Raw genomic sequence first — 19511 nt, 5'->3', positions numbered from 1 at the left:
GAGATCGACGGCCTCCGGGAGGGTGCGATGTGGGCGTCAGTCTGAAGGACATCGCCAGCCGCGCCGGCGTGTCCCTGGCCACCGTCTCCAACGTGGTGAACGGCTACCGCCCGGTCGGCGAGCAGACCCGGCGACGCGTGCAGCAGGCCATCGACGAACTCGGCTACACCCCGAACCTCAGCGCCCGTCACCTGCGTCGAGGTCGCACCGGTCTCATCGCGCTCGCCATCCCGGAGCTGAACAACCCGTACTTCGCCGAACTGGCCGACGCCGCGATCCGGGAGGCCGCCGGTCTCGGGTACACGCTGGTGATGGAGAGCACCGCGGCGGACCGCGAGACCGAACTCATGCTGCTGGGATCGCGTCGCCACATCATCGACGGGTTGATCCTCAGTCCGGTCCGGGTCACCCGCGACGACGTCCTGGCCCGCACCGACACGACCCCGCTGGTGCTGATCGGTGAGGGCGTCTACGACGTACCGCACGACCACATCGCCATCGACAACGTCGCCGCCGCCCGTACGGCGGTGCGCCACCTGCTCGACCTGGGCCGCCGTCGCATCGCGTTCATCGGATCCGGCGACGGCCAGGACCGGCAGTCGGCGCACCTGCGCCTGCGCGGCTACCGCGAGGCGCTGGCCGCGGCGGGGCTCGTGGTGCAGCCGCAGCTCGTGGCCCCGACCGACCAGTTCGGCCGCCGCGACGGGCTGACCGCCATGCGGCAGCTGCTGGCCCTCGACGAGCCGCCGGACGCGGTGTTCGGCTACAACGACCTGGTCGCGATCGGGGCGATGCGGGCGGTCCGGGAGGCCGGCCTCCGCCTCCCGGAGGACATCGCCGTCGTCGGCATCGACGACATCGAGGAGGGGCAGTTCAGCCAGCCCGGCCTGACCAGCGTGTCCCCCGACAAGGAGCACATCGGGCGGCTCGCCGTGCGGCGGCTCGTCGCCCTGATCGGAGGTCAACCCCTGGCTCCGCCGGCCGACCTCGACCTGCCCTTCCACCTCGTCGCCCGGGGCAGCACGACCGGCGAGCCGTGACGATGCCCGCGGCGCGCGCCGACGGGGCGTCCCGCTCGCCGCCACCACGGCGAGCGGGACGCCCCCGGTGCGGATCAGCCGCGCGACCACCGCTGGTTGGCGGCACCGTGGCAGGTCCAGAGCAGCACCCGGGCGGTGTTGGTCGTCGCCGCGCCGGCGACGTCGAGGCAGAGCCCGGACTGTTCACCGACCACCGTGCCGTCGGCCCGCCAGGTCCACCGCTGGTTGCGCTGCCCGTTGCACGGCCAGATGATGACCGCCGTGCCCGGGCTGACACCCTGGTCGTACGCGTCGAGGCACTTGTCGCCGTAGACCCGCAGCTCCCCGGCGGGCGTGCTGGTCCAGAGCTGGTTGGCCGAGCGCTGGCAGTCGTAGATGATCGTGGCGGTGCCGTTGGTCCGCGCGGCGCCGTTGACGTCGAGGCAGCGTGCCGAGCCGGCCCCGACGATGGTCGAGGTGGTCAGGGTGGCCGGGGTGCCACCGCTGACCCGGAAGACCGCCACGCCGTGCGCGGGCACGTCGGCGGCGAGCGTGCCGGTGCTCGACGACGTCGCGCCGGTCCACAGGTTCCGGACGGTGAACGGGCCGGCGCCGAGCAGGCCGACCTCGGTGGTCGTGGTGGTGATCCGGGCGGTCGCACCGCCCCGGTTGAACAGGGCCACCGCGACCGAGCCGTCGGCCAGGGCCTTGGCGATCACCTCCGTGGCGCCGTCGTCGCGGACCCGACGGCCGCCGTTGCCGGCCGGGTCCTGGTTGACGGCGATCAGGTCGGCGTTGCGCAGGACCGCGCTGACGTCGGCCGACATCGACCGGATGTCGTTGCCGGCCATCAGTGGCGCGGCCATGAGCGCCCAGAGCGCGAAGTGTGACCGGTACTCGGTGGGAGTCAGGTCACCGACGCCGACCTCGAGCATGTCCGGGTCGTTCCAGTGGCCGGGGCCGACCTGGCTGGCCAGCGGCAGCGTCTCGTCGACGATGTTGACGACGCCCATCGGGTACGAGTTGACGTTCCCGGTGTCCCAGTACGGCTTGATGTCCTCCGTCGTGCGCCACAGGTCGGCGACCGTACCCCAGTTGTAGGTGGTGCCGGTCACCGCGTGGTAGCTGTTGGGGTTGATGCTGTAGACGATGTCGCGCCCGGTGGCCCGCAGCGCGTCCCGCATCAGGGTGAAGGCGGCCACCTGTTCGTCGCGGCTGCCCTCCGGGGAACACCAGTCGTACTTCAGGTAGTCGACGCCCCACGACGCGAACGTGGCGGCGTCCTGCCGCTCGTGCCCGAGGCTGCCCGTGGAGCCGGGGTAGCCGCCGCCGCGCTGGGCGCAGGTCCGGGCGGTGGGCACCTGGTAGATGCCGAACTTCAGGCCCTTGCCGTGCAGGTAGTCACCCATCGCCTTCATCCCGCTGGGGAAACGGTCGGGGTTAGCGCGGAGGTTGCCCTGCGCGTCGCGCTGCGGGTCGAACCAGCAGTCGTCGATCACCACGTACGAGTAGCCGGCGTCGCGCATGCCGGACGAGACGATGGCGTCGGCCATGCCGCGGATCAGGCCCTCGTCGATGTCGCAGCCGAAGGTGTTCCAGGAGTTCCAGCCCATGGGCGGGGTCTGGGCGGGGCTGCCGGGCGCCGCCGTGGCGGGCGTGGCGGGCAGGGCGACGGCGAGCGCCGCGGTGGTCAGGAGGGTCAGCGTGGACGCGAGCACGCGCCGCCAGCGGGGTCGATGCATTGCCATCTCCTACGGGAGAGGGGCAGCACCTCGGACGCCGACCGGGGAGTTCTGCCACACGGATGAACATGTTCTATCAGAAGCGCACATTGGCAGTCAACAATGCTCATCGGTCGACCGGGCGACCCCGGCCGGCGGGGCATCGGCCGGCCGTTGCCTTAACATTTAAGTATCTTTATAGTTCGATTCCTACGCGGGGCCACCATCCCCGCGTCGGCACGCGGACGCGCCGTTCGGGCGACGTCTCCCATCGGAGGACCCATGAAGCTGAGCGGTAGGAAACTCATCCTGGCCGGCGCCGTCGCGGTCATGACGGCGGTGCCGCTGGCCGTCACGACCACCGCTGCCGCGGCGGCCGCACCGACCGCGACCTTCGTCAAGACCTCCGACTGGGGATCCGGGTGGGAGGGCCGGTACACCGTCACCAACGCAGGCGGCAGCACCCTCACCTCATGGCGCGTCGAGTTCGACCTGCCGGCGGGTACCAGCGTGGGCTCGTACTGGGATGCGCTGATGACCCGCGACGGGCAGCGCTACAGCTTCACCAACCGGTCCTGGAACGGCACGGTCGCCCCCGGCGCCTCGGTGACGTTCGGCTTCCTCGGCAACGGGACCGGCAGTCCCAGCGGGTGTCGGCTCAACGGCCAGCCCTGTGGCGCCACGGCTCCGCCGCCGACGAGCCCACCCCCGCCTCCACCGACCACCGCACCTCCGACCACCGCACCTCCGGCCAGCACGCCGGTGGCGGCGAACGGACAGCTGCAGGTCTGCGGGCGCCAACTGTGCAACCGGAACGGCAAGCCGATCCAACTGCGGGGCATGAGCACGCACGGCCTCCAGTGGTACGCCAACTGCGTGACCCCCGCCTCCCTCGACGTCCTCGCGCAGGAGTGGCGGGCGGACGTCCTGCGGCTCTCGATGTACATCCAGGAGGGCGGCTACGAGACCGACCCGCGCCGCTTCACCGACCTGGTCCACCAGTACATCGAGCTGGCCACGGCCCGCGGGCTCTACGCGATCGTCGACTGGCACATGCTCACGCCCGGGGACCCGAACCACAACCTGTCCCGGGCCCGTACCTTCTTCGCCGAGATCGCCGACCGCCACCGGGACAAGACGAACATCCTCTACGAGATCGCCAACGAGCCGAACGGTGTCAGCTGGAGTGCCGTCAAGAGCTATGCCGACCAGGTCATCCCCGTCATCCGCCAGCGCGACCCGGAAGCCGTGGTGCTCGTCGGGACCCCGGACTGGTCGTCGCTCGGCGTCTCCGGCACCGGCGGGGGCGTCGACACCATCGCCGCGAACCCGGTTGCCGGGAGCAATCTCCTGTACGTCTTCCACTTCTACGCCGCCTCGCACGGCGACCTGTACCACGACACGTTGGCCCGCGCGGCGGACCGGCTCCCGATCTTCGTGACCGAGTTCGGGACCCAGGAGGCGTCCGGCGACGGTCCGAACAACTTCACGATGGCCCAGCGCTACCTCGACCTCATGGCGGCCAGGAAGATCAGTTGGGTGAACTGGAACTACTCCGACGACGTCCGCACCGGCGCGGTCTTCACCGGCGGGACCTGTGGCAGCGGGGAGTTCAGCGGTACGGGCCGGCTCAAGCCGGCCGGCACCTGGGTACGTGACCGCTTGCGTACGGCCGACGACTTCTGACGTCGCCGCCTCACCGCGGCACCACGGCGATGACGTCGATCTCGATCAGCATCCCGTCCAGCGCCAGAGCGGGCACGGGAATCAGAGTCCAGGCCGGCTTCCGGTCGCCCCACACGCGATCGAACTCCTGTTTGACCACCCCGAACTTCTCCGCGTTGTGGTCGACGACGAGGAGGTTGAACTTCGCCACGTCCGACATCCTGGCGCCGGCGGCTGCGAGCACGGTTTCCGTGTTCGTCAGCGCTTGTCTGAGCTGCGTCGGGAAGTCCTCCGCCAGGATGCCGTCCTCGGTCTCGCCGCCCTGTCCGGCCGGGAGGATCATTCGCCAGCCGGCCGGGAACACCGCGAGATGCGAGTAGGCGTTCGGCCGAGGATCGTAGAGCCCCGGTGGGTTGATGAACGTCAGTTCGTCGACCTCTCCCGCGCGAACGTCGTCGGCCATGTCGTTCTCCGTCCTCGACGCCCGCGGTGAGGGCGTCCAGTCGTAGGGACTGCATGCACAGCTCAGCGTATTCGTGTCATGACTGTCCGTGTTCGTGATCGCGACTTGGCGATGCGGGGCGTGGGTCGGCCTCGTCGTCATCGAACTCGTCACCCCGCCACCCGTACGACAGCGATGACCCGACTCTGGGCCGTGATCTGGGGGTGACTGGCGACGAGGAGCCGTTGACGGGGAACGCGACGACCGGGGTGGTACGTGTCGGCGACACCGTTCGTCGTCCGGTCGGTCCCTGGACCGGTTCGGTGGACGCCGTGCTGGAGTACCTGTGGGCGGTGGGGTTCGCCGGGGTCCCCCGGCCGTTGGGACGCGATGAGCAGGGCCGGCAGGTCGTGGAGTACGTGCCCGGCGAGGTGGGTGCGGAATCTGGCACGTACTCAATGACGGAGCTGTTCTCGATCGGTCGGATGCTGGCGGACCTGCACACCGCGCTGGCGGGGTTCGTGCCGCCGCCCGGTGCGGTGTGGAACCGTCTCATTCCTCCCGACCGGGAGGAGATGATCTGCCACAACGACGTGGCCCCCTGGAACCTGGTCCGGTCAGGGCGAGGCTGGGTGTTGATCGACTGGGACGCGGCGGCACCGGGCTCGCGGCTGTGGGACCTCGCCTATGCCGCGCAGAGCATGGCCGGTCTGCGGGCGGACCGTCCGGTGGGGGAGCCCGCGGCGCGGTTGCGGGCGTTCGTCGACGCTCCGTTCGGCCCCACCAGCGCGGCGATCCGTCCCGCCGGCAGGTGCAGTGAACAGTCCCGTAGTGCCCAGTTCTTCCCGTACCGCTTGCCCAACCGGTCGGCCTCCACGACCACGTCCATGCTCTGTCCTCTCCTATCCCTCATGCGCGTTCCTTCTGCCCGGCGTCGTCGGTGAGGGTGGCCCGCATGGTGGTCTCCACCAGGGCGACGACGTCCTCGGCCGTGAGACCGGCGTCCTGCGCCCGATGCAGCCAGGCCACCAGGGCCTCGCGCAGCTCGGCCTGGTTGGGCAGGGACGCGCCGGCCAGGGTGCGCTGGACGAACGTGCCCACCCCCGGTCGGCCGCCGACCAGACCCTCGATCTCCAGTTCGCGGTACGCCTTCAACACCGTGTTCGGATTGATCGCCAGCGACTGCGCGACGTCCCGAACCTTCGGCAACTGATCGCCCGGCGCCAGCAGCCCCACCCGCAGCGCCTGCTTCACCTGCTGCACGAGCTGCATGTAGGTGTTCACCTTGGACCGACTGTCCAGCACGAACTCGATCACCCGAGACGATCCTTCCTGTTGTCCTACGACAGTATGACTAACAGACAGCATCATGGTGGCCGGGAGCTCTGTCAAGGACGCTGGGCATCAGAAGGTTTGGTCCGCGTGGCCCGAACTTCTGCCATCAGAACAAAAAGCTGAAGACGTATCGACTGAAGTGGCTTCGATCGTGACCATGGTCTGATGCGTCGTCTCAGCCCGCCGCCGTCGCGGCCGCTCTCGAGCCTGCTGGCGGTGGTGCTCGTCACGATCGTGGCCCTGCTGCCCGCACAACCGGCCGCGGCCCACGGGACCCTGGCGATGTCCGCACCCGCCTCCGGGACCACGGTGTCCGAGCCGTTGACCGCCGTGGAGCTCTACTTCACCGAGAAGGTCCCCTTCAACGCGTACTTCACGATCACCGCTCCCGGCGGGGGACGGGTGGACAGCGGCTGGAGTTACGGGCAGCCGAAGCCGTTGGCCAAGCCGGTCCGCGAGTACGTCCTGGTCGACGGCGTGTTCGAGCCGCGCGAGTACGCCACGGGTTTCCCCGCGGTGGTGACGATGACGCACCTGCCTGCGGTCGGCCAGTACTCGGTGAGCTACCTGTCGGTGGCCTCGGACGGCGAGCCGGTCCAGGGCACCATGAGCTTCCGCTACGCGGGTCGCGTCACGGCGGCGCCGGCCGGGTGGAGCCCGCCGACCAACCCGCCGGACCCCGCTCTCGTGGCGGCCGTCGCCCAGCAGGAGACCGCCGGACACGGGCCGTCGGCCCAGACGACGTCGGCCGCGCCTCCGGTGCCGGCGGCGTCTCCGGTGACCGGCGCCGGCCCGGCCGACGGTGACGACGGTGGTTCCGGCCTCCTGGCCTGGGCCGGCGCGGCGGTGGGTCTGGTCGCGTTGGTGGTGGGACTGGGGGTGTGGCGGAGCCGGCGTCTTCCGGCGGACCGGCCGTCCGGCCGCCTCCGGCTGCCGACGGCGGCACCTCGGCGGCGGGATGCCCGCTCCTCGACCACCGGCGACCGTGGACGGAAGGCCGTGATGCCGGCGGCGAAGCGGGGTGCCGGTGCCGTCGTCGCGCGTGTCTCCACCGGATCCACGGCCGGCCGGTCCCCCTCGGCGGGCCCGGCAGCCGAGGGGGGCCGGCCGGCCGTACCCGTCGACAGCTCACCGTCGTCCCGATCGGCTCCGCCGTTCGGAGCCGTGCCGGGCACCCCGCGTCTCGCGCTGCTCGTCGGTGCTCTGGTGCTGTCCCTGGTGACCGGGTTCGGGCTGGGGCGGACCGGTAGCGGGGAGCGGACGGCCGCCGCGCAGGCGGGCCCGGCCGCCGTCGGCGAGGCGGGTGCCACGGAGCCGACGGTCTCGGCGGGAGACGGGCATCAGCACACCAAGGGTGCCGGGGCGCACACGCACCCGGGCGACGGCGGTGCGGGTCAGCCTGCGGCCGGGACGACGGTCAGTGCCGTCGGGTACACGTTGCAGCCGCTGCGGCGGTCCCAGCCGGTGGGCGCGAGCGTGGACTACCGGTTCCGGATCGTCGGGACCGACGGGCAGCCGGTGACGCGGTTCATGGTCGTGCACGACAAGCCGTTGCACCTCGTGGTGGTGGGTCGCGACCTGGGCGGCTACCAGCATCTGCATCCGACGATGGCAGCGGACGGCACCTGGAGCGTCCCGCTGCGACTGGCCCGGGCCGGCACCTACCGGATCTACGCCGACTTCTCCGTCGCCGCCGGCGACGCCACACCGCTGCCGCTGGTTCTCGGTGTGGACCACCACGTGCCGGGCGCGTACGCCCCGGTCGAACTGCCCGCGGCGCAACCACAGGCGGAGGCCGGGCCGTTCACGGTCGCGATGACGGGCACCCCCACGGCGGGGGTGACCGTGCCGATGGCTTTCGGTGTCGGGCGCGACGGTACGGCGGGCCCGGTGCCCGTGCAGCGGTACCTGGGCGCGTACGGGCACCTGGTGGTGATCCGGGAGGGCGACCTCGGTTACGTGCACGTGCACCCGGAGCCGGACCTGGTGGACGGGGCAATCACGTTCTGGTTGACCGCGCCGAGCGCCGGCCGGTACCGGGCCTTCCTCGACTTCCAGGTCGACGGCACGGTGCACACCGCCGCGTACACGATCGACGTGGGCTGAACGCCGGGGTGGCGAGGGCGGGGCGGGTCATTCGCAGCGGTCTTCGGCACCTCGGCCGTACGGCTCGCAGCAGTCGGGGCGGTGCCGGTAGATGCGCAGGTCGCGGCCGTGCCGGCGGTCGTAGTCGGCCGTGATCTCGTACAGGCAGGCCCTCCACAGCACGGTCTCCCCGCCGCCGGACAGCACCTGTCCGTCGCCCGGCCCGCCGCGCAGCAGCACGTCCACCTTGCGACGGTACGTGCGCCGCGTCCGCGCGACGCCGCGTTCGAGACCCTGCCCCCCGAGTGGGCGGGCGGGTCAGTCCGCCGGGCCGGTGCAGGCGGTGCCGTCGATGCTGCACGCCGTGGGATCCGAGCCGACCGCCGCCCCGTTGACGCGGAACGTCACCCGGACCGATCCGCCGCCGGGCACCGGCCCGGCGGTCCCGTCCGGCACGAACGTCCAGACCGCGCCATCCCGACTGGCCTGCGCGCCGTCGACCGAACTGACGCTCAGCGACTCCCTCGGCAGGGTGATGACCAGCGTCCACCGGGACACCGGCAGTTGTCCGGGATTGCTGATCGTCACGGCGGCGCCGTAGCTGAGCAGCGTCCTCTCCCCGATGGCGAGGTCGGCGCTCAGGGCAGGCGGGGGAGCGGCCGGTGACGGCGCGACGGTCGACGGCGCGAAGGCCGACGGCTCGGTGGTGGGCGAGGGCGTGGTGGCCGGCGCGGCTGGCGCGGGTGCGATCGTCGTCGGGGCGGTGGCCGCCGGTCGTGCCTGTCCGCGAGAGGCGCCGACCGACGGAGTGCCCACCTCGTCGACGGGTGTCGGCGTGGCCAGGGTCACCGGTGCCCGCCCCTCCGACGTACGCAGCGTCCCGATGACGAAGAAGGCCGCCGCGACGAGCACCCCGGTCGCGGCGATCAGGGCCAGCCAGGTGGCCCACGAGCCGCGCCCCCGGCCGGGGAGCGCACGCCGTACGGTCCGGGCGATGGCCACGATCCCGTCCAGCACGATGACCGCCACGGTACGCCGTGGCTGGGGAGGTGTAGCCGGCACTGCCTTCCTTCCCTTCAGGTCCTTACCCGGACACGAGGCTGCGGTCGTCACCGCCGGGTCACGGCGGGCGAGGCCCGAGCAGTACCCCGACGGTATCCAGGGGCAGGTCCAGCTCCCGCGGCGGCCTCAGCCACCGACACTGGATGGTGACACAGGTCGAGGATCGGCGCCCGTCATCGAACAGCGGAAACGCGTCTCGCGGCGCGCCGTTCGCCCGGATCGGCCGGCGGCTCCGGGTTGACAGTGCGGCCGGACATCGAAAGACTTCATCGCATCAAGGTGCGGCGGCGCGCATCCGATCCCCATCGTGGAAAGGGCCGCGCCGATGCGCCGACTTGTCGCCACCATGACCGCCGTTCTGCTGGCGGTCGTGTTCCCCGCCTTCACCCCGCCGGCGGTCGCCGCCGTCGAGACCGGGTACACCGCACTGTTCGACGGGACCCGGGCGAGCCTGGACCGCTGGCGGCAGGCGGGCCCGGGAGGCTTCAGCCTCGAACCCGACGGCTCCCTGAAGTCGTACGGCGGCATGGGGCTGCTCTGGTTCCCGGAACGGCAGTTCCGCGACTACTCGCTCAAGCTGGACTGGATGATGCCCGGCGACGACAACGGCGGTGTCTTCATCGGTTTCCCCGACCCGCAGGGGGATCCGTGGAAGCCGGTCAGCCAGGGCCACGAGATCCAGATCGACGCCTCCGACTCGTCCACCGCCCGGACCACGGGCGCGGTCTACAGCTTCCAGGCCCCGGACGTCGCGGCCCGGGACGCGGTGCTCAACCCGCCCGGGCAGTGGAACTCCTACGAGATCCGCGTGCAGGGCACCCGCATCAAGGTCCTGCTCAACGGCGTCCTGGTCAACGACTACGTCAGCTCCCGTGACGTGGCCAGCGGTCACGTGGGCGTGCAGAACGACGGTGCCGGGCTGGACATCTCCTACCGCAACATCCGGATCAAGGAGGAGGGCCTCGCCTACGGCCGGCCGGTGGCGGTCTCCAGCGTCGAGCAGGGCAACGTGCTGGTGGGGGCGCACGCCGTGGACGGCGACCCGGCGACGCGGTGGGGCAGCGCGTACGCCGACCCACAGTGGATCAGCGTCGACCTCGGCGCGGTGCGATCGCTGGCCCGCGTGCGGCTGCGCTGGGAGGTGGCCTACGCCCGCGCCTACCGGGTCGAGACCTCCAACGACGGCACGTCGTGGACCACGGTGTGGTCGACCACCGCCGGAGACGGCGGCGTCGACGAGCTGACGCTGTCCGGGGTGACGGGACGGCACCTGCGGATCTACGGCACGCAACGGGGGACCGGCTGGGGCTACTCGCTCTGGGAGTTGCAGGTCTGGTGACGCTCTGCTCGACGGCGACCCGGCCAGCGGAGCCACCGTTCCCGCGGACCCGGCACCGGCGCATCTGCCCCACCGCCGCTCGGAAGCGGGGGCCGGTCGGCGGTCAGCCGCCGGGCGCGGACGGTCAGCGATCCCGGCCGGCGTTGAGCCGGGCGGCCTGGCGGGTCAGGTGGTCGCGCTCGGCGAGGTTGGAGGCCCTGCGGGCCGCCTCGGCGTACAGGCGGGCGGCCGTCGCCAGATCGCCGTCGCGTTCGTGCAGGTACGCCGCGACCGCCGTGTGACGGGGGAGTGCGTCGTCCAGCACCGCGAGCGCCGCCAGCCCGGCGCGCGGTCCGTCGGCCTCGCCGACGGCCACCGCGCGGTTGAGCCGGACGACCGGGCTGTCGGTCAGGTGGGTGAGCTCGTCGTACCACTCGACGATCTGCACCCAGTCGGTCTCCTCGGCGGTGGGCGCGTCGGCGTGCAGTGCCGCGATGGCGGCCTGCGCCTGGAACTCGCCCAGCCGGTTGCGGGCCAGGGCCGCCTGCAGGATCTCGACGCCCTCGGCGATCGACGTGGTGTCCCATCGCCGACGGTCCTGCCGCGCGAGCGGCACCAGGCTGCCGTCGGGCGCGGTCCGGGTGGCCCGGCGGGCGTGGTGCAGCAGCATGAGCGCGAGCAGCCCCGCCACCTCGGGATGGTCGATCGCGGCCGCGAGCTGCCGGGTGAGCCGGATGGCCTCGGCGGCCAGGTCGACGTCGCCGGAGTAGCCCTCGTTGAAGACCAGGTAGAGCACGCGCAGCACCGTGGCGACGTCGCCGGGCTGGTCGAGGCGCACGCCGGAGACGGTGCGCTTGGCCCGGCTGATCCGCTGCGCCATGGTCGCCTCGGGCACCAGGTAGGCCTGCGCGATCTGGCGCGTGGTCAGTCCGCCGACAGCGCGCAGCGTGAGTGCGACCGCGGACGACGGCGTCAGCGAGGGGTGGGCGCACAGGAAGTAGAGCTGGAGGGTGTCGTCGACCGCGGGAACCGGGCCGGGTGCCAGCTCCTCGTCGACGAGCTCCTCACGGCGGCGGCGGGAGGCGTCGGCCCGCGTGGCGTCGAGGAACCGGCGCCAGGCCACGGTGACCAGCCAGCCCTTCGCATCGCGCGGCGGGTCGGCCGGCCAGACGCGGATCGCCTCGACCAGGGCGTCCTGCACAGCGTCCTCGGCCGCCGCGAAGTCGGCTCCGCGGCGGACGAGGACGCCGAGCACGCTCGGCGTGAGGCTCCGGAGCAGGGCCTCGTCCATCAGGTCACTCCGTGATGCTGGGCGGCGCGGTCAGGAACGGACGCACCTCGAGCCACTCGTGCAGCGGCTTGCCTCCCGCCCCGGGGGCGGCCGACAGGTCCCCGGCCAGTTCGAGGGCGCGCTCGTAGCTGTCGACATCGATCACCATCCAGCCGGCGATGAGATCCTTGGTCTCGGCGAACGGGCCGTCGGTGACCGGCGGTCGCCCCTCACCGTCGTACCGGACGAACGTCCCCTCGGGGGCGAGGGCCTGACCGTCGACGAACTCGCCGGTCCCCTCGAGCCGGGCCGCGAAGTCGTGCATGTACTGCATGTGCGCCGAAATCTCCTCCGGCGTCCACCGGTCCATGGGCACGTCGTAGACCGGAGTCGGACCGCCACGGTAGTGCTTGAGCAGCAGGTACTTGGCCATTGTGGTTCTCCTCCTTGCGGTACGACCCGTTGTGGTCGCGTTCACCCCGGGGACGGAGCCCGCCACGGATTCTCGACATCACCGGCCGATATTTTTCGTTCTCGGTGGCGACGCGAGGCCATGGGGCTGGCAGACCCCGGTCCTAGTATCGGGTCATGGGAAGGACCGACCGCGCGAGCCGGGTGGTCGCGGCACCGCCGGCGACCGTCTACCACGCCCTCCTCGACCGGCGGTCGCTCGAGGCGTGGCTGCCGCCGGACGGCATGCGCGGACGGGTCGAGCACTGGGATCCCCGGCCCGGGGGCGGGTTCCGGATGGTCCTCACCTACCTCGACCCGGCCGCCGGTACCGGGAAGACGTCGGATGCGACGGACGTCGTCGACGTGGCGTTCGCCGCTCTGGTACCACCGGAGCGTGTGGTGCAGCGGGCCGTGTTCGAGTCCGACGACCCGGCGTACGCGGGCGTCATGACGATGGCCTGGCACCTGGCTGCCACCGATGCGGGGACCGAGGTGACCGTGACCGCCACGGACGTCCCACCCGGCATCGACCGGACGGTCCACGAGGCCGGAATCGCCTCCTCGTTGGCCAACCTGGCGTCGTACGTCGAAACGTCCGACTGAACCGCCGGGATGCGCCTCCCCGGTCCGGGACGAGGGGTTACTTCGGGTCGCGGTTGAACGTCGCTGTCGACCAGAGATAGCCGAGCACCGCGAGACCCAGGCACCAGGCGACCGCGAGCCACCCGTTGTGGCCGATCCCGCTGCCGAGCAGCAGACCGCGCAGGGTCTCGATGGCGGGCGTGAACGGCTGGTACTCCGCGATCGGCTGGAGCCAGCCGGGCATGGCGTCGACCGGGACGAAGGCGCTGGAGAGCAGCGGCAGCAGGATCAGCGGCATCGCGTTGTTGCTGGCGGCCTCCGCGTTCGGGCTGACCAGGCCCATGCCGACCGCGATCCAGGTCAGCGCCATGGCGAAGAGCACGAGCAGCCCGAACGCCGCGAGCCACTCCAGGACGCCGGCATCTGTGGAGCGGAAGCCGATGGCGACGGCGACGGCGCCCACGAGGACCACGCTCATGATCGACTGCAGCACGCTGCCGACGACGTGCCCGACGAGCACCGAACCACGGTGGATGGCCATCGTCCGGAAGCGGGCGATGATGCCCTCGGTCATGTCGGTGGACACGGACACCGCGGTGCCGATCACCGTGCTGCCGATGGTCATCAGCAGGAGGCCCGGGACGATGTACGCGATGTACTCGGCGCGGTCCGGACCGCCGCCGCCGATTCCCGCGCTCATCGTGTCTCCGAAGACGTAGACGAACAGGAGCAGCAGCATGACCGGGGTGAGCAGCAGGTTCAGGGTGAGGGACGGGTAGCGCCGCGCGTGCAGAAGATTCCGGCGCAGCATCGTGGACGAGTCGCGTGCGGCGAGGGAGAGGGAGCTCATCGGACGGCCTCCTTGGCCTGGCGGGGGACGCCGGCACCGCCGGTCAGGGCGAAGAACACGTCGTCGAGGTCGGGGGTGTGCACGGTGAGGGTGTCGGCGTGCACGTCGGCGGCGTCCAGCCGGTCGAGGATCGCGCGCAGCTCGCGCTGGGTGCCGCCGCTGGGGACCTGCAGGGCCAACGCCTGGTCGTCGCGTACGGTCTCGCGCAGCGCGCCGGCGGCCCGCTCGTACGCCGCGGGGTCCTCGAAGCGCAGCCGGACGTGTCCGCCGGGGATGAGCCGCTTCAACTCCTCCGCGGTGCCCTCGGCGGCGATCGTTCCGTCGTTGAGGACGGCGATACGGTCGGCGAGCTGGTCGGCCTCCTCCAGGTACTGGGTGGTGAGGAAGACGGTGACGCCGTCGGCGACGAGCTCGCGGATGATCTGCCACATGGTGTGGCGGCTGCGGGGGTCGAGGCCGGTGGTCGGTTCGTCGAGGAAGATGATCCGCGGGCTGCCGACCAGGGTCATGGCGAGGTCGAGGCGGCGCTTCATGCCGCCGGAGTAGGTGGCGGCGGGCTTCTTCGCGGCGTCGGTCAGGTCGAAGCGTTCCAGCAGCTCGGCGGCGGCGCGGTGGCCCTCGCGCCGGGGAAGGTGGTGCAGGTCGGCCATGAGGAGCATGTTCTCCTCGCCGGTGATCAGGCCGTCGACGGCGGAGAACTGCCCGGTGACGCCGATCGCCGCCCGTACCGCCTGCGGGTCGGTGACGAGGTCGTGGCCGCCGACGCGGATGTCGCCGGTGGCAGGGTCGGGGGAGACGAGCGTGGAGAGGACCTTGACCGCGGTGGTCTTGCCGGCCCCGTTCGGACCGAGCAGGGAGAAGATCGTTCCTTCGGGCACGGCCAGGTCGACGCCGTCGAGCACGACCTTGTCGCCGTAGGACTTCCGCAGTCCGTTCGCCGCGATGGCCAGGTTGGTCATGACAGGTGCTCCTTCTAGAGGCTGCGGGCGGTGATGTCGCCGTGAGCGGTGGTCGCGTGGATGGTCAGGCCGGCGGTGCCTTCGGTGTTCATGAGCGTGTTGCGGATCCGACCGAGGGTGGTGCCGGCGTCCAGCGAGGCGGACACTCCGCGGGCGGCCCCGACCGACACGTCGCCGGCCTGGGTGCGCAGCACGACCGTGCCGCGCACGGCCTCGGCGATCCGGATGTCACCCTGGGCGGTGCTGATCTCGGCGGAGCCGTTGAGGCGACCGACCGAGACGTCACCGGCGAGGCAGGTGAGGCGGACGCTCTCGGCCTCGTCGAGCGTGACCGCGCCGTGCGCGCCGTCGAAGGCGACGTCGCCGAACCGTCCGACGGCCCGGAACTCGGCGCTCGCCGCCTTCACCGTGACCCGGGACCCGGCCGGTAGTTGGACCGTCACCTCGACGGAGCCGGAGCCTCCGAAGATCTGGTTCTTCGCCGGGGCGCCGATCCGCAGGACTCCGTCGCCGTAGCCGACCGTGGTCTGCGCCGCCGCCTTCACGTCGCGGCCCTTCGAGGCGTCTGCCGGCAGGACCTCGACCGTGGTGTCGGCCCGGTCGGCGGCGATGAACTGGACGCGTCCCGCGGGGATGTCGAGGACGGCGGAGATCGGGGCGGGGGTGTCGAACGTCTGCATCGTGCTCTCCTCGTGCGCTCGTTTCTGCTACGAGAAACGCTACGTTGCATTCGATAAATAGGCAACGAACTCGTTGCGCCGTCCCAGCATATTCCCTGCTCAGGACTCAATTATCGTTGCAACGAGCAGCGGTCTAATGCAACGGCTGGGCCGGTGCGGCGTTGCATTGAGCTGGAGTGAAGGCTATGCTCGGCGGGTCGCGGGAGGCGGTGGAGGGAGATCGCGATGCCGGGAGGCAGGCTCAACCAGCAGGAGCGTCACCAGATCGCGTCGGGGCTGGCCGACGGGCTCGCCTACGCGGAGATCGCCAGACGCCTCGACCGTCCCACCTCGACGATCACGCGGGAGGTGCTGCGGAACGGTGGCCCCACCGCCTACCGTGCCGACCTGGCTCACCGCGCCACGGAACGCCGCGCACACCGGCGCCGGCAGGCCACTCCCCGAGGGCCGCAGGTGCCCCCGCAGGCCCACGGACGCGACGCCGAGGCCGTGCGCGAGTACGAGGAGGCGTTCACCACGCTCCTCATGCAACAGGGGCTGCCGAAGATGATGTCCCGGGTGTTGACCTGCCTCTACACCACGGACGCGGGCAGCCTCACCGCGTCCGAACTGGTCCAGCGCCTTCAGGTCAGCCCGGCGTCCATCTCCAAGGCGGTCACGTTCCTGCAGAGCCAGGGCCTCATCCGCCGGGAACGCGACGAGCGCCGCCGCGAGCGCTACGTCGCCGACGACGACGTCTTCTACCAGGGCATGGTCGCCGCCGCCCGATCCCACGCCCAGCTCGCCGAGACCGCACGGCAGGGCGTCAGCATCCTCGGCCCGGACACCCCGGCCGCCGCCCGCCTCGAGAACATCGCCCGCTTCGTCGACTTCGTCGGCGAGCGCATGATGCGCGCCGCCGAGCAGGCCCGTGACATCCTCTCCACGACACCCGAGACGACCTCCGGTGGCACCGCCACGTCACGTTCCGATGGTGGCTAGGCAGCCGTCGGTCTGCCGACGGCCGCCGCTCGACAGGAGCAGACCCACGGCGGTCACGGCGGCTCCGGCGACCGCGGCGTACACCGGCAGGTTGGCCGGGATGCCCAGGTGGACGGTGAGGCCGAGGATGCGGGACAGGCCCCACGGCAGCAGCGCCATCTGGTCGTTCCACACCGTGAGCGCGCGCTCCAGGCCGACCAGGGCGACCAGGCCGGACACCAATCCCAGCGGCACGCCCGCGGCGGTCAGGGTGAGGCCGGCGGCCCGGCGGCGGCGCAGACCGTACCCGTCCCGCAGCACCACGGTGGTGGCCACGAACAGCCAGCAGAACGCCGCGAACGCGACGGTCACGTAGACCGCGCGCAGGGTCGGCGCGGTCCAGAAGGCGAACCAGTACCCACCCGGTCCACGCCCGGCGAGCGCGGCCAGCAGCAGGACGCTCCGCAGCAGCGCGACGCCGCCGACCACGGCCCACAGGTGGAACGGGTCCCGCCGGCCGGCGACGAGGCGTACGACCAGGGCGAACAGCGCCCACCCGCCGAGGGTGACCAGCAGGTGCGCGGGCGCGGCGAACCAGGTGAACACGAGCCGGCTCGCCACCAGCACCACCAGCGGAACCAGGCACACCAGCACCCGGTCCGCCCGGGACGCCGGTGCCGGCAGCCCGGCGACCCGCCACGGCCGTACCGCGCCGAGCAGCAGCCCTCGCGCGGCGCCGCCGCCGAACCCACGGCCACGCAGGCCGAGCAGCACGACCACCAGGACCAGCGCGAGCAGGGACCGCGCCGCCCAGGCCATGACCGGGTCCCGGTCCGCGCGCTCCGCGCCGAGGTCGGCGGCGGTGAAGTTGTACGCCGGCAGGTCCAGGTCGGTGCCGTACCGCTGCCGGTGCGCGTCGCGGGCGTCGCGGTACGCGGCCTCGGCCAGTCGCCAGCCCTCGTAGGCGGTACCGGAGCCGGTGTCCAGCCACTGCACGTGCCGCAGCACCATGGTGCGGTAGGCGCCCAGCGTCTCGAGCAGATTCACCTGGTAGTCGAGCGTGCGGGTGAAGCGCTCGCGCAGCCCGGCGTCACGCCAGGTCGCCGGGTCGGTCGCGGCGACCAGGTCGCGCATGCGCCGGGCCAGCACCACGGCCTGCTCGCCCTCGTCGATCGCGGCGTCCACGCGTCCGCCGGTCACGGCGTAGATGCTGTCGAGCGCGGCGGAGTCGCCGGTCGGGATGTCCCACTCGAAGATCCACATCATGGGCGGCGGCTCCAGTCCGAGCGCCCGCACCGATCTGTCGGCGTACGGCCCGATGTAGAGGCCCTTGGTGACCGCCTGCCGGGACAGTGCCATGGCCTGCCCGATCGCGGCGACGGTGGCCGGGTCGGCGGAGAACGTGCGGTAGGCCCAGTCCGCCGTGACCTGCGCCGGGTCGGCGTCCGGATTCCAGGCCAGCCGCCCGACGGCGTACGTGTTGAGCTCGTAGAGCTGCCAGAAGCCGGCGCGAAGGTGGAGCGACATCGGCCCGGCGCGCAGTGGACCGCCGTCCTGGGTCCAGTTCCAGACGCCCTCGATCTTCGGATTGGCCGCGAGGAACGCGCGCAGCGCCTGGCGGTGCAGCGTGCCGAGGTCGTTGGGCAGCGAGCCGAACGCCTCGAATTCGCGCCGGGCCTGGAACTCCACGATGCGCCGGTGCCCACCGGCCAGCAGCGTGGTGTTCAGCGGCAGGTGACTGTAGAAGTCGCCGAGGGTGTACTTGGTGGACACGATGAGGTGCGGGTCGTCGAACCCGCCCAGTACCTGGGCGTAGGACGCCGGGTTGGTGTGCAGGTCACCGACGGCGCCGACGCCGACGGTCCAGGTGCGGAAGACGACGTCCTTGTCGGCCGCCCCCGCGGTGTCCAGCAACGCGCGCAGCATTGCGCGCACGGACGCCTCGGTGGTGACCGCGAGCTTCGACGAGTAGTCCCAGCCGTCCTGGGCGTACACCTCGCCGCCCTCGCCGATGCGGACCATCAGGCCGTCGACGAACGGCATGGTCTCGAACAGTTCCGCCAGGCCGGCCTGGTAGACCGCCCACAGTCGCGGGTCGGCCACGTCGAGCCCGCCGACGGTCCTCGTCAGGTACGCCTCCAGCGGCGGCGACACCGCGAGCATGTCCGTGAGCAGGAAGACCTTCACGCCCATCTCCTCGGCGTACCGGAAGACCGGGCCGAACGCCGCGACCATCGCCTTCGCGCGGTCGACGTGCGTGTCACCGGGCGGGTAGACCGCCTGCCCGTCGCCGACCTTGGAGAAGGTGACGTACTCCAGGAAGCCGGGCACGACGACGCCGTTGTAGCCCTGCGCCACCGAGTGGTCGACGAGCTGCCGGAACTGCGCGCCGATGCGGGCCACCGCAGCCGCGTCCACCCACGGTGCCTGCGGCAGCAGCGCCTGCCCGACCACGTCGGTGTTCAGGTTGTAGTCGTCGCCCGCCGCGAAGGCGGCCGGGTCGGGCTCGCGGCCCACCGAGCCGGCGTCGGTCAGCCGGAGGCCCAGCCGGGGCGTGACCACGCGGCCCGCGTCGGCGGCGGGCAGCACGTCGGTACCGGAGCGGATCCGGTCCGCGAGCCGGTACAGCCCGGCCGCGGCGCCCGCGACGTCGCTTCCCTCGACGGCCAGTTCGGTGCTGCCGGCGGTGAGCCGGTACGACTCCGGCGCCGTGGCGACGGTGGCGAGCACGGCCGCCCGCAGCGTGGTCACCGCCGAGAGGTCCGGGGCCGTCGTGCCCGCCGGCGCCGTGCCGGTCCGCGTCCCGCCCGGCACCACGGGGGTGACGACCGGGCGGGCCAGGCCACGGGAGGCGATCGCGTCGGCGACGGCGGACGCCGCCGTGATGGTGCGCCGTTCGTCCGGCACGACGATGGACGTCAACGGTGGCGCCGGTGCGACCACGCGTTGCGGCGCGGGGGCGACGTCCTCGCGCGGCACGGCGGCAGCGGTGTGACTCACCCTGAGCGTGTCGCCCACGCCCCAGGCCAGACCAGCGCCGAGCAGCAGCAGGGCGATCACCGCAGCGAGCAGCGTGTACGGCCTCCGTGCAGGAGCAACGCGAGTCACGC

The 19511-nt window shown here is 71.9% G+C and carries 18 protein-coding genes; 7 read left to right on the top strand and 11 right to left on the bottom strand.

The features are described 5' to 3' along the window. Nucleotides 1-29: 29 nt before the first annotated feature. A complete protein-coding gene (locus tag ACTMSW_RS08585; protein ID WP_441179978.1) occupies nt 30-1040 on the top strand; it encodes a LacI family DNA-binding transcriptional regulator in 1011 nt (336 codons plus the stop codon). A 74-nt stretch (nt 1041-1114) separates the two neighbouring features. Here ACTMSW_RS08585 and ACTMSW_RS08580 read toward each other — a convergent pair whose 3' ends face one another. Continuing rightward, complete coding sequence (locus tag ACTMSW_RS08580; RefSeq protein WP_441179977.1) at nt 1115-2761, bottom strand: glycoside hydrolase family 27 protein; 1647 nt, start codon at nt 2759-2761, stop codon at nt 1115-1117. Between the two features lie 261 nt (nt 2762-3022). On the opposite strand from ACTMSW_RS08580, the gene ACTMSW_RS08575 reads away from it, so the two are divergent. Then, nucleotides 3023-4426: a cellulase family glycosylhydrolase gene (locus tag ACTMSW_RS08575; protein ID WP_441179976.1), complete on the top strand. Its 1404-nt coding sequence runs from the start codon at nt 3023-3025 to the stop codon at nt 4424-4426. 10 nt (nt 4427-4436) lie between these two features. On the opposite strand, the gene ACTMSW_RS08570 is transcribed toward ACTMSW_RS08575, so the two are convergent. Further along, the gene (locus ACTMSW_RS08570) at nt 4437-4868 is read right to left on the bottom strand and encodes a RidA family protein (RefSeq protein WP_441179975.1); all 432 of its coding nucleotides are present in this window, start codon (nt 4866-4868) and stop codon (nt 4437-4439) included. Between the two features lie 203 nt (nt 4869-5071). On the opposite strand from ACTMSW_RS08570, the gene ACTMSW_RS08565 reads away from it, so the two are divergent. Continuing rightward, nucleotides 5072-5791, top strand: a complete 720-nt coding sequence (locus ACTMSW_RS08565; protein WP_441179974.1) for a phosphotransferase enzyme family protein — start codon at nt 5072-5074, stop codon at nt 5789-5791. Here ACTMSW_RS08565 and ACTMSW_RS08560 read toward each other — a convergent pair. Further along, nucleotides 5757-6164 carry a GntR family transcriptional regulator gene (locus tag ACTMSW_RS08560; protein WP_441179973.1) on the bottom strand — a complete coding sequence of 136 codons (408 nt, stop codon included), beginning with the start codon at nt 6162-6164 and terminating at the stop codon, nt 5757-5759. The genes ACTMSW_RS08565 and ACTMSW_RS08560 overlap by 35 nt on opposite strands. A 183-nt stretch (nt 6165-6347) precedes the next feature. Here ACTMSW_RS08560 and ACTMSW_RS08555 point away from each other — a divergent pair, with 183 nt between their 5' ends. Then, complete coding sequence (locus ACTMSW_RS08555; RefSeq protein WP_441179972.1) at nt 6348-8288, top strand: copper resistance protein CopC; 1941 nt, start codon at nt 6348-6350, stop codon at nt 8286-8288. Between the two features lie 27 nt (nt 8289-8315). Here the strand turns inward: ACTMSW_RS08555 and ACTMSW_RS08550 are convergent, their stop codons facing one another. Both ACTMSW_RS08550 and ACTMSW_RS08545 read right to left on the bottom strand, forming a co-directional pair. After that, a complete protein-coding gene (locus ACTMSW_RS08550; protein WP_441179971.1) occupies nt 8316-8513 on the bottom strand; it encodes a hypothetical protein in 198 nt (65 codons plus the stop codon). A 72-nt stretch (nt 8514-8585) separates the two neighbouring features. Next, nucleotides 8586-9284, bottom strand: a complete 699-nt coding sequence (locus tag ACTMSW_RS08545) for a cellulose binding domain-containing protein (RefSeq protein ID WP_441179970.1) — start codon at nt 9282-9284, stop codon at nt 8586-8588. A gap of 370 nt (nt 9285-9654) precedes the next feature. Between ACTMSW_RS08545 and ACTMSW_RS08540 the strand changes: the two genes are divergently transcribed. Beyond that, complete coding sequence (locus ACTMSW_RS08540; RefSeq protein ID WP_441179969.1) at nt 9655-10668, top strand: family 16 glycoside hydrolase; 1014 nt, start codon at nt 9655-9657, stop codon at nt 10666-10668. Between the two features lie 124 nt (nt 10669-10792). Here the strand turns inward: ACTMSW_RS08540 and ACTMSW_RS08535 are convergent, their stop codons facing one another. Then, the gene (locus ACTMSW_RS08535; RefSeq protein ID WP_441179968.1) at nt 10793-11938 is read right to left on the bottom strand and encodes an RNA polymerase sigma factor; all 1146 of its coding nucleotides are present in this window, start codon (nt 11936-11938) and stop codon (nt 10793-10795) included. A 4-nt stretch (nt 11939-11942) separates the two neighbouring features. Then, a complete protein-coding gene (locus ACTMSW_RS08530; RefSeq protein WP_441179967.1) occupies nt 11943-12350 on the bottom strand; it encodes a YciI family protein in 408 nt (135 codons plus the stop codon). Between the two features lie 155 nt (nt 12351-12505). Here ACTMSW_RS08530 and ACTMSW_RS08525 point away from each other — a divergent pair, with 155 nt between their 5' ends. Next, nucleotides 12506-12973, top strand: coding sequence for an SRPBCC family protein (locus tag ACTMSW_RS08525; RefSeq protein ID WP_441179966.1), 468 nt, complete (start codon nt 12506-12508; stop codon nt 12971-12973). A gap of 37 nt (nt 12974-13010) precedes the next feature. Here the strand turns inward: ACTMSW_RS08525 and ACTMSW_RS08520 are convergent, their stop codons facing one another. The 3 genes from ACTMSW_RS08520 to ACTMSW_RS08510 are packed head-to-tail and all read right to left on the bottom strand — an operon-like array spanning nt 13011 to nt 15441. Continuing rightward, nucleotides 13011-13802, bottom strand: coding sequence for an ABC transporter permease (locus ACTMSW_RS08520; RefSeq protein WP_441179965.1), 792 nt, complete (start codon nt 13800-13802; stop codon nt 13011-13013). Continuing rightward, nucleotides 13799-14761 carry an ATP-binding cassette domain-containing protein gene (locus tag ACTMSW_RS08515; protein WP_441179964.1) on the bottom strand — a complete coding sequence of 321 codons (963 nt, stop codon included), beginning with the start codon at nt 14759-14761 and terminating at the stop codon, nt 13799-13801. Before ACTMSW_RS08515 ends, ACTMSW_RS08520 begins: the two co-directional genes overlap by 4 nt. Nucleotides 14762-14775: 14 nt before the next feature. After that, nucleotides 14776-15441 (bottom strand): DUF4097 family beta strand repeat-containing protein, encoded by a 666-nt coding sequence (locus ACTMSW_RS08510; RefSeq protein WP_441179963.1) that lies wholly within the window; start codon nt 15439-15441, stop codon nt 14776-14778. A 225-nt stretch (nt 15442-15666) separates the two neighbouring features. Between ACTMSW_RS08510 and ACTMSW_RS08505 the strand changes: the two genes are divergently transcribed. Continuing rightward, on the top strand, nt 15667-16422 hold the full coding sequence (locus tag ACTMSW_RS08505) for a helix-turn-helix domain-containing protein (RefSeq protein ID WP_441179962.1): 756 nt from the start codon (nt 15667-15669) through the stop codon (nt 16420-16422). On the opposite strand, the gene ACTMSW_RS08500 is transcribed toward ACTMSW_RS08505, so the two are convergent. Beyond that, nucleotides 16402-19509, bottom strand: a complete 3108-nt coding sequence (locus ACTMSW_RS08500; protein WP_441179961.1) for a hypothetical protein — start codon at nt 19507-19509, stop codon at nt 16402-16404. The two genes, ACTMSW_RS08505 and ACTMSW_RS08500, sit on opposite strands and share 21 nt — an antisense overlap. Nucleotides 19510-19511: the final 2 nt, after the last annotated feature.

Origin of the sequence: Micromonospora sp. BQ11 (genome assembly GCF_052068135.1) — a bacterium.
Classification (GTDB): Bacteria; Actinomycetota; Actinomycetes; order Mycobacteriales; family Micromonosporaceae; genus Micromonospora.
Note: the sequence above shows the minus strand (reverse complement) of the source record. Positions and strands in the feature narration are given on the sequence as shown.

Bases quoted from the DNA above. Each gene is read 5' to 3' on its own strand.
- ACTMSW_RS08525 (WP_441179966.1), top strand. From the start codon at position 12,506: ATGGGAAGGACCGACCGCGCGAGCCGGGTGGTCGCGGCACCGCCGGCG.
- ACTMSW_RS08570 (WP_441179975.1), bottom strand. From the start codon at position 4,868: ATGGCCGACGACGTTCGCGCGGGAGAGGTCGACGAACTGACGTTCATC.
- ACTMSW_RS08530 (WP_441179967.1), bottom strand. From the start codon at position 12,350: ATGGCCAAGTACCTGCTGCTCAAGCACTACCGTGGCGGTCCGACTCCG.
- ACTMSW_RS08575 (WP_441179976.1), top strand. From the start codon at position 3,023: ATGAAGCTGAGCGGTAGGAAACTCATCCTGGCCGGCGCCGTCGCGGTC.
- ACTMSW_RS08520 (WP_441179965.1), bottom strand. From the start codon at position 13,802: ATGAGCTCCCTCTCCCTCGCCGCACGCGACTCGTCCACGATGCTGCGC.
- ACTMSW_RS08510 (WP_441179963.1), bottom strand. From the start codon at position 15,441: ATGCAGACGTTCGACACCCCCGCCCCGATCTCCGCCGTCCTCGACATC.
- ACTMSW_RS08535 (WP_441179968.1), bottom strand. From the start codon at position 11,938: ATGGACGAGGCCCTGCTCCGGAGCCTCACGCCGAGCGTGCTCGGCGTC.
- ACTMSW_RS08515 (WP_441179964.1), bottom strand. From the start codon at position 14,761: ATGACCAACCTGGCCATCGCGGCGAACGGACTGCGGAAGTCCTACGGC.
- ACTMSW_RS08505 (WP_441179962.1), top strand. From the start codon at position 15,667: ATGCCGGGAGGCAGGCTCAACCAGCAGGAGCGTCACCAGATCGCGTCG.
- ACTMSW_RS08540 (WP_441179969.1), top strand. From the start codon at position 9,655: ATGCGCCGACTTGTCGCCACCATGACCGCCGTTCTGCTGGCGGTCGTG.
- ACTMSW_RS08580 (WP_441179977.1), bottom strand. From the start codon at position 2,761: ATGCATCGACCCCGCTGGCGGCGCGTGCTCGCGTCCACGCTGACCCTC.
- ACTMSW_RS08555 (WP_441179972.1), top strand. From the start codon at position 6,348: ATGCGTCGTCTCAGCCCGCCGCCGTCGCGGCCGCTCTCGAGCCTGCTG.